The organism is Acidovorax sp. Root275, assembly GCF_001428965.1.
GTDB lineage: Bacteria > Pseudomonadota > Gammaproteobacteria > Burkholderiales > Burkholderiaceae_C > Acidovorax > Acidovorax radicis.
This window is the reverse complement of the sequence record NZ_LMJH01000008.1, coordinates 147,097-159,294: the sequence shown is the minus strand read 5'-3', so window position 1 is coordinate 159,294 and position 12,198 is coordinate 147,097. Positions and strand designations below refer to the sequence as shown.

At 61.0% G+C, this 12,198-nt stretch carries 14 protein-coding genes; 11 read left to right on the top strand and 3 right to left on the bottom strand.

Annotated features, from left to right (window positions below; genetic code table 11):
* Nucleotides 1-243 precede the first annotated feature (243 nt).
* Complete coding sequence (locus tag ASE52_RS10890) at nt 244-1,122, bottom strand: MBL fold metallo-hydrolase (RefSeq protein ID WP_057226077.1); 879 nt, start codon at nt 1,120-1,122, stop codon at nt 244-246.
* A gap of 111 nt (nt 1,123-1,233) precedes the next feature.
* Here ASE52_RS10890 and ASE52_RS10885 point away from each other — a divergent pair, with 111 nt between their 5' ends.
* The 7 genes from ASE52_RS10885 (at nt 1,234) to ASE52_RS10855 (ending at nt 6,979) form a co-directional block, all read left to right on the top strand.
* Complete coding sequence (locus ASE52_RS10885; protein ID WP_010466601.1) at nt 1,234-1,575, top strand: metalloregulator ArsR/SmtB family transcription factor; 342 nt, start codon at nt 1,234-1,236, stop codon at nt 1,573-1,575.
* Complete coding sequence (locus tag ASE52_RS10880; protein ID WP_057226075.1) at nt 1,565-1,996, top strand: YeeE/YedE family protein; 432 nt, start codon at nt 1,565-1,567, stop codon at nt 1,994-1,996. The genes ASE52_RS10885 and ASE52_RS10880 overlap by 11 nt, the downstream gene beginning before the upstream one ends.
* An 18-nt stretch (nt 1,997-2,014) precedes the next feature.
* Nucleotides 2,015-2,461: a YeeE/YedE family protein gene (locus tag ASE52_RS10875; protein WP_057226073.1), complete on the top strand. Its 447-nt coding sequence runs from the start codon at nt 2,015-2,017 to the stop codon at nt 2,459-2,461.
* A 15-nt stretch (nt 2,462-2,476) separates the two neighbouring features.
* Nucleotides 2,477-3,130, top strand: coding sequence for a DUF599 domain-containing protein (locus ASE52_RS10870; protein ID WP_057226070.1), 654 nt, complete (start codon nt 2,477-2,479; stop codon nt 3,128-3,130).
* A gap of 494 nt (nt 3,131-3,624) precedes the next feature.
* Nucleotides 3,625-5,685: an elongation factor G gene (fusA, locus tag ASE52_RS10865; RefSeq protein WP_057226068.1), complete on the top strand. Its 2,061-nt coding sequence runs from the start codon at nt 3,625-3,627 to the stop codon at nt 5,683-5,685.
* A 203-nt stretch (nt 5,686-5,888) separates the two neighbouring features.
* On the top strand, nt 5,889-6,467 hold the full coding sequence (locus ASE52_RS25645) for a hypothetical protein (protein WP_140426214.1): 579 nt from the start codon (nt 5,889-5,891) through the stop codon (nt 6,465-6,467).
* A gap of 149 nt (nt 6,468-6,616) precedes the next feature.
* Nucleotides 6,617-6,979 carry a hypothetical protein gene (locus ASE52_RS10855; RefSeq protein WP_140426213.1) on the top strand — a complete coding sequence of 121 codons (363 nt, stop codon included), beginning with the start codon at nt 6,617-6,619 and terminating at the stop codon, nt 6,977-6,979.
* A gap of 116 nt (nt 6,980-7,095) precedes the next feature.
* On the opposite strand, the gene ASE52_RS10850 is transcribed toward ASE52_RS10855, so the two are convergent.
* Nucleotides 7,096-7,602: a hypothetical protein gene (locus ASE52_RS10850; protein WP_241776978.1), complete on the bottom strand. Its 507-nt coding sequence runs from the start codon at nt 7,600-7,602 to the stop codon at nt 7,096-7,098.
* 420 nt (nt 7,603-8,022) lie between these two features.
* On the opposite strand from ASE52_RS10850, the gene ASE52_RS10845 reads away from it, so the two are divergent.
* From ASE52_RS10845 to ASE52_RS10835, 3 genes are read left to right on the top strand one after another with little or no spacing between them, the layout of a single operon-like run.
* Entirely contained in the window at nt 8,023-9,120 is a 1,098-nt protein-coding gene (locus ASE52_RS10845) for an alkene reductase (RefSeq protein ID WP_057226060.1), read from the top strand.
* Nucleotides 9,117-9,713, top strand: coding sequence for a TetR/AcrR family transcriptional regulator (locus ASE52_RS10840; protein WP_057226058.1), 597 nt, complete (start codon nt 9,117-9,119; stop codon nt 9,711-9,713). The genes ASE52_RS10845 and ASE52_RS10840 overlap by 4 nt, the downstream gene beginning before the upstream one ends.
* Nucleotides 9,714-9,759: 46 nt before the next feature.
* On the top strand, nt 9,760-10,047 hold the full coding sequence (locus ASE52_RS10835; protein WP_057226057.1) for a hypothetical protein: 288 nt from the start codon (nt 9,760-9,762) through the stop codon (nt 10,045-10,047).
* 281 nt (nt 10,048-10,328) lie between these two features.
* On the opposite strand, the gene ASE52_RS10830 is transcribed toward ASE52_RS10835, so the two are convergent.
* Nucleotides 10,329-10,961 (bottom strand): TetR/AcrR family transcriptional regulator, encoded by a 633-nt coding sequence (locus ASE52_RS10830; protein WP_057226056.1) that lies wholly within the window; start codon nt 10,959-10,961, stop codon nt 10,329-10,331.
* 146 nt (nt 10,962-11,107) lie between these two features.
* Here ASE52_RS10830 and ASE52_RS10825 point away from each other — a divergent pair, with 146 nt between their 5' ends.
* Nucleotides 11,108-12,157, top strand: a complete 1,050-nt coding sequence (locus tag ASE52_RS10825) for an SDR family oxidoreductase (RefSeq protein ID WP_057226054.1) — start codon at nt 11,108-11,110, stop codon at nt 12,155-12,157.
* Nucleotides 12,158-12,198: the final 41 nt, after the last annotated feature.

Sequence of the window (12,198 nt, the reverse complement as noted above, 5' to 3'; positions counted from 1 at the left end):
TCCCATGGTGGCGGCACTTCGCGGGTGCTGCTGCCATGGGGAGTGTTTTTATCCCGCGCTGAAACCAAGCAAACTGGGCTCCCGTTGGGAGCCTTTTTTGTTGCTGCGTCCATGTCTCTGCAAGCAGCTGTCTATCCCTGCGGGTTTTGCGCATTCGACGCAGGGCTCGAGGTCGTGCGCGGTTTTCATGGTCAGAACTCTCCGTGTGGGCGTGCAATATGCAGAGCTTGGGGGGACGGACGGTCACAGCGCATTGAGCGGTATGCGCAGGTAGGCCACGCCGTTGTCATCCTTGGGCGGCAGGTCACCAGCGCGAATGTTGACCTGCACGGAAGGCAGGATCAGCGCCGGCATCTCCAGCGTGGCGTCGCGGCGGGTGCGCATGGCGACGAAGTCGTCTTCGCCCACGCCGTCATGCACGTGAATGTTGCTTGCGCGCTGCGCGGCCACCGTGGTTTGCCAGGCGGGCTCGCGGCCGCCGGGCGGGTAGTCGTGGCACATGAACAGTCGAGTGGCAGGCGGCAGGGCCAACAGCCCGCGGATGGACTGGTACAGCGTGTGCGCGTTACCGCCCGGGAAGTCGCAGCGCGCCGTGCCCACGTCGGGCATGAACAGAGTGTCGCCCACGAACACGGCGTCGCCCACCTGGTAGGCCATGCAAGCCGGTGTATGGCCCGGCACCGCCAGGGCCTGAGCCTGCAGGCTGCCAATGCGAAACGCCTCACCATCGGCGAACAGGTGGTCGAACTGTGCGCCGTCGGCATGAAAACCCGACTCCAGATGGAAAATGCCCTTGAACACCTTTTGCACCTGGGTGATGGCCGCGCCTATGGCAATCTGCCCGCCCAGCACTTCTCGCAGGTGGTGCGCGGCCGTGAGGTGGTCGGCATGGGCATGGGTTTCCAGAATCCACTGCACGCTGAGCTGCTGCGTGCGTACAAAGTCGACCACCTTGTCGGCCGATACCGTGCGTATGCGACCGGCCTTGGGGTCGTAGTCCAGCACCGGGTCCACGATGGCGCAGTGCCCACCCGGGTGGTCGAAGACCACATAGGTCACCGTCCAGGTGGCGGGGTCGAAGAAGGCTTGAACCTCAGGTTGCGGTTTGTCTGGCTGTTGCATGGGAATGTGTGTCCTCGCAATTCAATTAAGATATTTATAGTTTATTGACATATAGTTTGTTAGTCAATAAACTATCGACCAACACCCCACCCCGCAACCTATGGAGTCCTCATGCAGGCCCAAATCACTACCACCATGGACCTGGAAAGCCTGCGCCTCTCGGCAGATAGCGCTTGCCGGCTGATGAAGGCGCTGTCCAACCCTGACCGACTCTTGCTGCTGTGCCAGCTCACGGAGGGAGAAAAGCGCGTAGGAGAGTTGGAGGCGCTGGTGGGCATCGCCCAGCCAACGCTGTCGCAGCAACTGGGCGTACTGCGCGACGAGGGGCTCGTGACCACCCGCCGCGAAGGCAAGAACATCCATTACCAGATCGCCAGCCCCCAGGCACTGGCCGTCATGCAGACCCTTTTTGAACAATTCTGTGCCCCCAAAGAGGCTTTCCATGCAGATTGACTGGAACCACTTCACCCCCTGGACGGCCCTGGTGGGAGGCCTGATTCTGGGCTTGGCCACTGCCGCCTTCGTGCTGCTGCATGGCCGTATCCTGGGCATCAGCGGCATCCTGGGCGGCCTGCTGCCCCCGCGCGGCAATGACACTGCGTGGCGGATGGCCTTCGCGCTGGGCTTGCTGGCTGCGCCTTTGCTCTACCGGCTGACGGTGGGTATGACGGAGGTGCGCATCGACGCCAGCTGGGGCATGGTGGTGCTGGCCGGGCTGCTGGTGGGCGTGGGCACGCGCTATGGCTCGGGCTGCACCAGCGGCCACGGGGTGTGCGGCCTATCGCGCCTGTCGCCGCGCTCTCTGGTGGCAACGCTGGCCTTCATGGGCGCGGGCTTTGCCACGGTGTATGCCATTCGCCACCTGCTGGCCTGATCGCAAGAGGACTGACCCATGAAGCTCCAACGCATTTCTGAATTCGGCATCGGCCTGGTCTTTGGCCTGGGTCTCATCATCTCGGGCATGACCGACCCGGGCAAGGTGCTCGGCTTTCTAGATCTGGCCGGCCAGTGGGACCCCTCGCTCGCCTTTGTGATGGGTGGCGCCATTCTGGTGGGCGTGGTCGCCTTCGCCGTGGCCCGCAAGCGCAGCACCAGCGTGTTCGGCGGCCCCATGCAACTGCCCACCGCGCGCCACATCGACCGGCGCCTGGTGCTGGGCAGCCTGCTGTTCGGTGCCGGCTGGGGCATCGCGGGCTTTTGTCCCGGGCCAGCCGTCGTGTCGTTGGGCACAGGCGAGCCCAAGGCCGTGGTGTTCGTGCTGGCCATGCTGGCGGGCATGGGCGCCTTTGAATGGCTGGAGATGCGCAAGGCGGCCCGCAACACATCCCACACGGCTTGAGCGAGCGTCAACGCCATGACCACCAACCCCTGGCTTGCCGCCATCTTCACCCTGGGCATGGTTGCGGCGTATGAAGGCTGGCTGGCCGCGGTACAGCGGCGGGCCCCCGGGCGGCTGGCGCACACCACCCACGCCTCGCTGCGCGAGGACTGGTTTGCGGCCATTTCGGCACAGCCCGGCTCCGAAATCCTGGCCGTGCAGACGCTGCGCAACTCGCTGATGTCGGCCACCATGACGGCATCCACCGCTGTGTTGGGACTCATGGGCGCACTGTCGCTCACTGCCCCCGCGCTGCACGCCACGCTCGGCGAGGGCGCCACTGGCACTGCCGCGTGGCCGCATTTCACGCCCCGGCTGGCGATGGAGCTGATGCTGCTGTGCCTGCTGTTCGCGTCGCTCGTTGCCTCGGTGATGGCCGTGCGCTACTACCACCACGCTGGCTTCATCGGTGGCATGCCTGTGGGCGCCCCCCAGCGCCAGCGCTGGGCCGCCGCCGGCAGCGCCTATGTGCGCAAGGCCGGGCTGCTCTACAGCTGGGGCCTTCGGCAGCTGATACTGCTGGTGCCCGTGGTGACCTTTGTGCTGCACCCCCTGGCCGGCGTGGCGGGGGCACTGGCAGTGGTGATAGCGCTCACCCAGTTTGATCGATACAGGATCGAAAACGAGTAGCTCAATCCGGCGGCGGTTTCCCGCAACCGCTGGGGCTGTCCAACTTCTGGGGGTCAGTTCAAACCCGGCGGTTCAGCAATCAACCTTGAACGGGCGCCAGAATTCCAGGCGGCAACTTTGCAGCGATTACCACCGGTGGTGTGCGCTCCGTCAATTCACGGTGACGACCGCAATGCAGTCGTTAAAAGCCCTCGACAAATATCGAGCGCGATGACCGGTCGCTGGCAATGACATGCAGAGTAGACGGTGACAGTGGTCATGACGGGCTCAGAGCGTTGTTGTTGAGACATCTTGAGCGTGAGCCCAAGTCTCTGCACGCTGGCAACAAGGGGAGGTTAACGCGGCACGCATGCCGGTCAGGTACTGGAAATCGGCGGCGCAATCAACTTGCATCAGCGCGGTCAATCCCGTACGCTGCCCCGACGTCCACACGCAACGCCCGAGCCCATGCGGGCCGCCGGGTCGGCCTTCCGGACGTACAAAGGAGTCCAACCATGCCAAGCCGATCGAACGGCCTCGCGGCCGAAATGAAAGCCGTGCGAACGTTGGCGCTCGTGGGCGCCGCGGCCGCCGGCAAGACTTCGCTGGCCGAGGCCTTGCTGTACAAGGCGGGCGCCATCGGCGCGTGCGGCAGCATCGAGCGCGGCAGCACCGTCAGCGACCACGACCCGCTCGAGCGCCGCATGCTGCATTCGCTCAATGCCTCGGTGATGCATCTCACGCATGCCGCCACGCGCATCCACCTCATCGACACGCCCGGCGGCCTCGACTTCCTCGGCCAAAGCCTGCCTGCGCTGGAGGCGGTCGAAACGGTGGCGGTGGTCATCAATGCCGCCACCGGCATCGAGCCGATGGCGGTGCGCATGATGGAATACGCAGCCTCGCGCCGCCTCGCCCGCATGATCATCGTCAACAAGATCGACGCGCAGGGCGTCTCGCTGGCGGGCCTGCTGGCCGACATCCAGGCGACCTTCGGCCGCGAATGCCTGCCGCTGAACCTGCCCGACGGGGTCGGCAGACAGGTGATCGACTGCTTCTTCAACCGCTTCGGGCGCTCCGACTTCGGTCCTGTCGAAGCGGCGCACCGCGCGCTGGTGGAACAGGTGGTCGAGGTCGACGCGGCCTTCGTCGATCGCTACCTCGAGGAGGGCGATGTGGATCCGGCCGAGCTGCACGCGCCGCTCGAGCAGGCGCTGCGTGAAGGCCACTTGATCCCGGTCTGTTTCGCCTCGTCGCGCAGCGGCGCCGGCGTGGCCGAGTTGCTGGACGTGATCGTCAAGCTCCTGCCCGACCCGACCGAAGCCAACCCGCCGAGCTTCATCGTTGGCGAGGGCGCAGAGGCCATGCCCATGAAGGCCAAGCCTGACCCGACGCTGCACGTGCTGGCGCATGTGTTCAAGATCACGATAGACCCCTTTGTCGGCAAGATGGGCATCTTCCGCGTGCACCAGGGCACGGTCACGCGCGACAGCCAGCTCTACATCGGCGACGGCCGCAAGCCCTTCAAGGTGGGGCACCTGTTCATGCTCCAGGGCAAGGACCATGTCGAGGTGTCGCACGCGGCGCCGGGCGACATCGTGGCGGTGGCCAAGGTCGAGGAGATCCATTTCGATGCCGTGTTGCACGATGCAGCGCAAGACAGCCATCTGCATCTTGCACCGCTGCCGTTCCCGGTGCCGGTGTACGGCCTGGCCGTGGAGCCCAAGCGGCATGGCGACGAGCAGCGCGCCGGGGAGATTTTGGGCAAGCTCGTAGCCGAAGACCCATGCCTGCGCATCGAGCATGTGGCCGCGACCAACGAGACAGTGCTCTACGGGCTTGGCGAGCTGCACCTGCGAATCGTGCTCGAACGCCTGCGCGAGGTTTACCGCTTCGAGGTCCAGACGCGGCCACCGCGCATCGCCTACCGCGAGACTGTGACCGCGCCGGCCGAGGGCCACTACCGCCACAAGAAGCAGAGCGGCGGTGCCGGCCAGTTCGCCGAAGTCTTCCTGCGCATCGAGCCGCTCGCGCGCGGCGCGGGCTTCGAGTTCTCCGACGAAGTCAGGGGCGGCACGATCCCGGGCCAGTTCATCCCCGCCGTCGAAAAAGGCGTGCGCGAGGTGCTGGCGTGCGGCGCGATCGCCGGCTACCCAGTGGTCGATGTGCGCGTCGTGGTGTACGACGGCAAGCACCACAGCGTGGACAGCAAGGACATCGCCTTCGCGACCGCCGGCCGCAATGCCTTCATGGCGGCGATTCGCGAGGCCCGGCCGGCTGTGCTCGAGCCGATTGTCCAGATCGAGATCGCCGTGCCCGAGCATTCCGTGGGCGACGTCACGAGCGACCTATCGTTGCGGCGCGGCCTGGTCACCAGCACATCGGGCCTGGGGGCCGGCACTGTGGCCATCGGCGGTCGGGTGCCAGAGGCCGAGCTGGCCGACTACCAGTCGCGACTCAATGCGATGACCAGCGGCCAGGGCCGTTACACCATCGCGTTGTCGCACTACGAGGCCGTGCCGCCGGCCGTCCAACAGACGCTGATGGGGCAGTACCGGGTCCGCGAAGACGACTAGGAAAAGCGCAGCGCCAATGCTCAGCTTGCACGCGCGCGGCCGAGCAATCGACTTGGGCATACCGTGAGGTCAAAATGCTCCCTCGCCCGGCGATTGCGATCACCCTAATTCTTGTGGCAAATGTCCGATATGCAGCGATTTTCGTCATCCAGGCTTGGCCATCGAACGCGTACTATCGGCCAAGAGCGGACCTTCAAACCACGATGCCAATTCGCGACAACGACCACCTAAACGAACTGCGCGCGTCAATGGACATTGATGCGCTGCGACACGATTTAGCCGTTGCGGCCGAAGCGGCTCGTGCAGGGAGATCAAACGAAGAGGTCAGTGATGAAGAGTTGCGTGTAGCGTTTGAGCGTGTGAGCCCTGATATAGAGCGGCGCTATGGCGTCGATGTTTGGGACGCCATGGTGGTCGCACAACCAGTCCCCGAAACTAGTACTGATGCGGTAAATCAAAGCCAGCACGACCAGGAATGGCAAGCTTTGTATGACGCGCTTGGAGCCGTTCTCATTCAGTTTGGCAAGGAAGACGCTTACGGTAATGGTGACTATTGGATAGTCGACGACAGTTATGGGACCCCCTGCCACAATGTGTGCATCTCTCGGCTTGGGTTCGTTACCCCACATCTAATTTCTGCGATTCAGCGGGCACTGCAAGCCACACCGCACTGGAAAGTGCTTCTGCAGATTGATGAGACGCTGGATGGAGTCCCTGGCTCATCATCAGGTCTGACAGTTCACCACGATACCGTTGAGCCGCATCCTCGCTTGCGCGCCTGATCGTAGGCCAAGATCAGACCATCCTGACTAGCCCAAGACTCTCGATGACACGGCCACTCTCACCAGACCGCGAGCGCGAATTCCAAGAGTTGCTGGCGTTCGTATCTTTCTATATGACCCATGTCTCAGGCGTGACCCCAACCCCAACCTTGAGCATTGAAACCGTGTGTGCGGGCATCATCGAGCAGCACGGCAAGTCAAAGGCACTGGAGGGGCTTCGGCAAGCGGCGAACGACGTCATCGAGGAGCTGAGCGGCAAACGAGCGGCCGGCGTCGCAGCCCTTGACGAGGCTCTTCACGCTTCCGGATTGATAACTGCGTCAGAGGTCCGGCGTCGATACGCTTCATCGTACAAGCGCATCACTAAACGAGGGACCATCCGAAACGACACCGAGTACTACCTCATCAACGGTATCGTCGTTGACCTTGCGAGCGCCATTTCTGACGAGGAGCGCGCGACTCTCCAACGGCTCTTAGACAGATACGAGGTCGCAGCGAGGGGAAAACCGTAGTGGGTTCGCCCGGATGACGATTCTGCTTTGGCCCGCTGCTACGACGGCTTAGGGCCCAAAGCCGAAGTAGGCCTGATCGACCTGAATGCCGGAAAGCGGTCGAATGAAGAGACTGGTCAAGGTGAGACTGAGACGCCGTCCTCGTAGCGAAACCAGTAAGCTTGTTTATTGAAGTCAATGACTTCGATGAACTTGGAATGAAGGACGAAGCCTTCTGAAAAAATGTCGGATCCTGACTGGCGCCAGAGAATTTCTCCGACCTCTGACAGCCGGGCAATTTCCAGTTCCCCATGCGAAATGAGGGCGGTGTTGTCCTCGTCAAAGTAGATGCCGAAGCAAGTCGCCAAGTCCACCTTAACCGACCAAATTAACTTGGCAGATTCGAGACTCAAGCACGCAACGCTGTCTCCCACAGCCAAATACAAGAGTCCGTCCTTGAAGACAGCCGAGTGCTGATGTACTCCGCTTGCGCCACCACCGTTGGAAATCACTGCGACTGGCTCATCATCCAGCAAGACGCCATGAACCGAACTGGGCTGCGACCCACCCGCGAGCTGCACCTCAAGCGGGTAACACCGGACGTTGTCAGTCGAGCCGAAGGAATAAGTCGGTTCGTTGACCACGTGAATGATGCCTGCTGGACTAGATAGATGCATCGTTGAAAGAGTCTAATTCTTGTGCGATCTAGGGTAGTTGTCGGATGCGTCGCATGACGTGCCTGAAAGCGGTCGTTCGTGACGGACCGCTCCTGGCCGATAGTACTCATTCGAGGCGGACACTGTATGTCCGCAACCAGCCTGAAGCTGCCACGCTGGAGGTCGGTTTTGCAGCGGTTGCGGACCATTGATGGCGGCGTGCATATTTCTGCTTTACCCCAGTAACCAGACGATCACACGAGCACCCAACTAGAGAGCCACAGCTCCCCAAGAAGATCTGGATGGCTACTAGCTTGAACTGATCGAGCATCCAAGATGCGTGTTGACATGATTAGGTCATTTGTCCTACGATATTAGGACAAACGACCTAAACCTTTGGAGTCTTGCATGCATGAGCTTTTTGCCCCCTTCATGCTGAGCGACATGTTGCTCGGCAACCGGATCGTCATGGCGCCGATGACGCGCAACCGCGCTGCACCAGAGGGCGTACCGTCCCCTCTCATGTCGATCCACTACGGACAGCGTGGAGATGCCGGGCTTGTGATCTCGGAATCTGCTCCCGTGTCGGCTCAGGGGGTTGGATATCCTGGAACGCCCGGGATCTACACGGAGGAACAGGCGCTGGGATGGCGGAAGGTCACTGACGCGGTCCATGCCAAAGGTGGGCACATCTTTGCCCAGCTACAGCACTGCGGTCGTATCTCACACCCCCGTCTTCAGGTGAACGAGGAACTGCCCGTGGCCCCTTCAGCGATCAAGCCCGAAGGTCTGGCAGTCACCTATGTTGGGATGCAGCCGTTCGTGACGCCAAGAAAGCTGACCACTGCGGATATCCTCCAGGTGGTGGACCAATTCAAGAAGGCCGCCGCAGTGGCAAAAGCTGCAGGCTTCGACGGAGTCGAGATCCACGCCGCGAATGGGTACCTGATTGATCAGTTTCTGCGAGACGGAAGCAATCAACGGGGCGACCGGTATGGAGGATCACCCGCAGGGCGGTTGACGTTTCTGCTGGAGATCGCGGCTGCCGTCAGCGAGATCTGGCCGAAGGGACGTATCGGTGTGCGATTCAGTCCAGAAAACTGCTTCAACGACATGCGCGACAGCGACCCGGCAGCGCATTTTGGGTACTACGCCCAAGAGCTTTCCAAACTGCACCTGGGATATCTTCATGTGCTGGAGGGGGATATGTCGGCCATGGCTACCGCCATGGACTATCGAGAACTGCGGCGCCGCTTTGGCGGTACCTACATCGCCAACAACGGTTACGACAGAGCCCGAGCCATGGCAGCTATCGAGCAAGGCACTGCCGACTTGATCGCCTTCGGCAAGCCCTTCATTGCCAATCCGGACTTGGTCACACGACTGCGTCGAGATCTTCCTCTCGCGCCTTCCCATCCGGCCACGTTCTATGGGGGAGACGAGCGCGGATACACGGACTATCCATCGGCCGCTGAGCAGTCGCTTTCAACAATGGCGGCAGCATGAAGTCCGCAGCGCCTAAACCCAGCACGCGGCAGGAGATCGTCGAGAAAGCCGATCTCCTGTTCTATCAACGCGGCTTTGAGAACACTTCGTTCGCGGACATTGCTGATGCAGTGGGTATCTCACGCGGCAACTTCTACTACCACTTCAAAACCAAGGACGACATCCTCAAGGAAGTCATCGCTCACAGAGCGGCCAAGACGCAGGGGATGCTGGAGGCCTGGGCGCTCAAGGGGCGCACGCCTATCGAGAGGCTGAAATGCTTTGCTCAGATGCTGATCGACAACCGCAAAGACATTCAGCGCTTCGGTTGCCCAGTAGGAACGCTGTGCGCCGAACTGGCAAAGCTCGAACATCCCTCACAAGGCGAGGCGGGAATGATCTTTGGCCAGTTCCGACGTTGGCTGGCGCAGCAGTTTGTAGAGCTGGGTCGCATCAAGGATGCCGATGTTCTGGCCATGCACCTGTTGGCGCGAAGCCAAGGCATTGCAGCTTTGGCAAATGCCTTCCATGACGAGGCTTTCATTCACCATGAGGTCAAGCAGATCGAAGCCTGGGTGCTGGATGCAGCGGGTCCAGGCGCACCGCAAAAGTAGACGCGGATTCCAACTCTGAAATCGCTATCAATAGGAGAGAGTTCTCATGCACATTGTCTTGCTCAAATTCGGACCCAATCGTTCGCAAGCCCCGCAGTGGATGGCCGGGCACAAGGAGTGGATTGAAAAGGGGATCAGCGATGGGGTGTTCCTGCTCGCAGGCTCTCTGGAGAATGCGCAAGGCGGTGCGCTCCTGGCAGTCAAGCTCAGCAAGGCCGAGGTGACCGCTCGGGTTGAAGAAGACCCTTTTGTGAAGCACCACGTTGTGGAGCCAGAGATCATCAGCATTGCGCCGTCGCGAATGACCATGGGTTTGGCTGAGCTCGTGGGGTGAGGGGCCATTGGCTCGCATCCCTGATAACCAGGCTGTAGAGGGCTACTCACTGCCCGGTGGCGCAAGATCGGAGAATGAGCAGAACATCGTGGTGGACGGCGAAGGCTGACTGCTATTGATGACAGCAGTCGTTCAGCGATGTACATGTGGACGACGGCTCTCGCCAGCTGGCCTCGCTTCGCGATCTGCTTAGCCGCTTCGATCTTGAATTCTTCGGGATACGGTTGCTTTGTCATGGAACCCCCTATTGGGCTAGGGCTTGAGGCTCGAAAGTGTCTAGCTCAGCCGGGCGATTCACTATTCGCACTTGCTATCAAGCCACGCAGGAACACCATGATCATGCGTCCGGACGGATGCAGGCGATCGGTGGTCCTTTGCAGTGCCAGCCCATGTGAAAGCGCCATGAAAGCAGCGGCCAGTTCATCCAGTGCTGCTGGAGGAGCACGCCCGATCTTTTCGAACAACAGGCCAATCACGCCGCCGATCTCGGACCGGTGTTTGTCCCACACCTTCTGGTACTCCGCAGCGAACGTCGGGCTGCGATTGGCATGCAACTGCAGTTCGATGGAAAGCATGCACCAGTCGGCATCTTGATTGAGCGTGGAAGCCCAGGCGTCCAATTCGGCCAACATCTGATCGGGCTGTTGCGAGTCCTTGCCCATGACCGTGGAAAGCTGCATTGCTTCCGCTTCCATGTGCCGTCGCAGCAACTCCAGCAGGACGTCTTCCTTGCTCGAGAAATTTGAATAAAAAGCGCCTTGGGAGTAGCCCGCCTTGTCCGCAATGTCGCGGATCGACGCGCCCCCATACCCGTTCGACACGAACAATTGCTGCGCAGTGTCGATCAGGCGCTCGCGCGTCTGCGCCCGACTTTCCTCGCGGGTCAGGCGCCTTCTTGCTGTCGTGGGGCTCATGCCATAAACATATCACATGAACTTTGGATATCGACTGCAGGGGCGTGCTTCTGGACACAAGTTGCGCTCCATTTCAGATATCACTTGATATTTCAAAGTGTCAAATGTACATTCAAAGCTCACTTGATCTTTGAATTTCAATCGATATGGAAAAAACCTACACTCCAAGGTCAGCGTTTGTTACTGGCGCCACCGGCCTTCTCGGCAACAACCTTGTGCGCGAGCTGGTTGCACGTGGTGTCTGCGTCAAAGCCCTCGTCCGCTCGAAGGCCAAAGGCCTGCAACAGTTTGCGGGGGTGAAAGGCGTTGAGCTGGTGCTGGGCGACATGGCGGATGTAACCGCGTTCTCCCGGGCACTGTACGGATGCGATGTGGTGTTTCACACCGCCGCTTTCTTTCGAGACAACTTCAAGGGAGGCAGTCACTGGGATGAACTCAAACGCATCAATGTGGACGGCACGCAGCAGCTCATCGCGCAGGCCTATGCCGCGGGTATACGGAGCTTCGTTCAGACCTCATCCATCGCGGTACTGAATGGCGAGCCGGGGATGCCCATCGACGAGACCTGTCTGCGTGACCTGGCAGATGCCGAGGACGACTACTACCGCAGCAAGATACTGGCCGATCAAGTCGTGTCTGCCTTTCTTTCTGCGCACCCGGACATGCACGCGAGCTTTGTCTTGCCAGGGTGGATGTGGGGGCCCGCCGATATCGGCCCCACCTCGTCAGGGCAATTTGTCAACGATGTGGTGCTTGGAAAATTGCCTGGATTGCTGCCGGGGAGTTTTTCCGTTGTCGATGCCCGCGATGTAGCGGGGGCTCAGATTGCGGCTGCGGAGCGAGGGCAACGTGGCGAGCGCTATTTGGCTGCTGGGCGCCACATGACGATGCAGGAGTTGGTGCCTTTGATGGGGAAGATCGCAGGCATCAAGACGCCGACACGCAACTTGCCCTTCCCGCTCCTGTATCTCCTTGCGACCGTGCAGGAGTTCTACGCGAGGATCAGCGGCAAACCCATCTTGCTCAGCCTGGCGACGGTGAGGCTGATGCGCAAGGAGGCTGGGCGCAGTCATTTCAACCACACGAAGAGCGAGCAGAACCTTCAACTGAAATTTCGCCCGATCGAGCAAACCGTTGCCGATACGGTCGCTTGGTATCGCAGCAATGGCTGGCTGCCCAGTGTGTCGCCCCAATAGCGCCCCGTAGATCACTTCATTGCCCGAGTGACGGACGTGAG

What these genes read in the sequence shown, in the direction of transcription:
- ASE52_RS10890 (WP_057226077.1), bottom strand. Translation starts at nt 1,122, where the DNA reads ATGCAACAGCCAGACAAACCGCAACCTGAGGTTCAAGCCTTCTTCGAC.
- ASE52_RS10885 (WP_010466601.1), top strand. Translation starts at nt 1,234, where the DNA reads ATGCAGGCCCAAATCACTACCACCATGGACCTGGAAAGCCTGCGCCTC.
- ASE52_RS10880 (WP_057226075.1), top strand. Translation starts at nt 1,565, where the DNA reads ATGCAGATTGACTGGAACCACTTCACCCCCTGGACGGCCCTGGTGGGA.
- ASE52_RS10875 (WP_057226073.1), top strand. Translation starts at nt 2,015, where the DNA reads ATGAAGCTCCAACGCATTTCTGAATTCGGCATCGGCCTGGTCTTTGGC.
- ASE52_RS10870 (WP_057226070.1), top strand. Translation starts at nt 2,477, where the DNA reads ATGACCACCAACCCCTGGCTTGCCGCCATCTTCACCCTGGGCATGGTT.
- fusA (WP_057226068.1), top strand. Translation starts at nt 3,625, where the DNA reads ATGCCAAGCCGATCGAACGGCCTCGCGGCCGAAATGAAAGCCGTGCGA.
- ASE52_RS25645 (WP_140426214.1), top strand. Translation starts at nt 5,889, where the DNA reads ATGCCAATTCGCGACAACGACCACCTAAACGAACTGCGCGCGTCAATG.
- ASE52_RS10845 (WP_057226060.1), top strand. Translation starts at nt 8,023, where the DNA reads ATGCATGAGCTTTTTGCCCCCTTCATGCTGAGCGACATGTTGCTCGGC.
- ASE52_RS10840 (WP_057226058.1), top strand. Translation starts at nt 9,117, where the DNA reads ATGAAGTCCGCAGCGCCTAAACCCAGCACGCGGCAGGAGATCGTCGAG.
- ASE52_RS10835 (WP_057226057.1), top strand. Translation starts at nt 9,760, where the DNA reads ATGCACATTGTCTTGCTCAAATTCGGACCCAATCGTTCGCAAGCCCCG.
- ASE52_RS10830 (WP_057226056.1), bottom strand. Translation starts at nt 10,961, where the DNA reads ATGAGCCCCACGACAGCAAGAAGGCGCCTGACCCGCGAGGAAAGTCGG.
- ASE52_RS10825 (WP_057226054.1), top strand. Translation starts at nt 11,108, where the DNA reads ATGGAAAAAACCTACACTCCAAGGTCAGCGTTTGTTACTGGCGCCACC.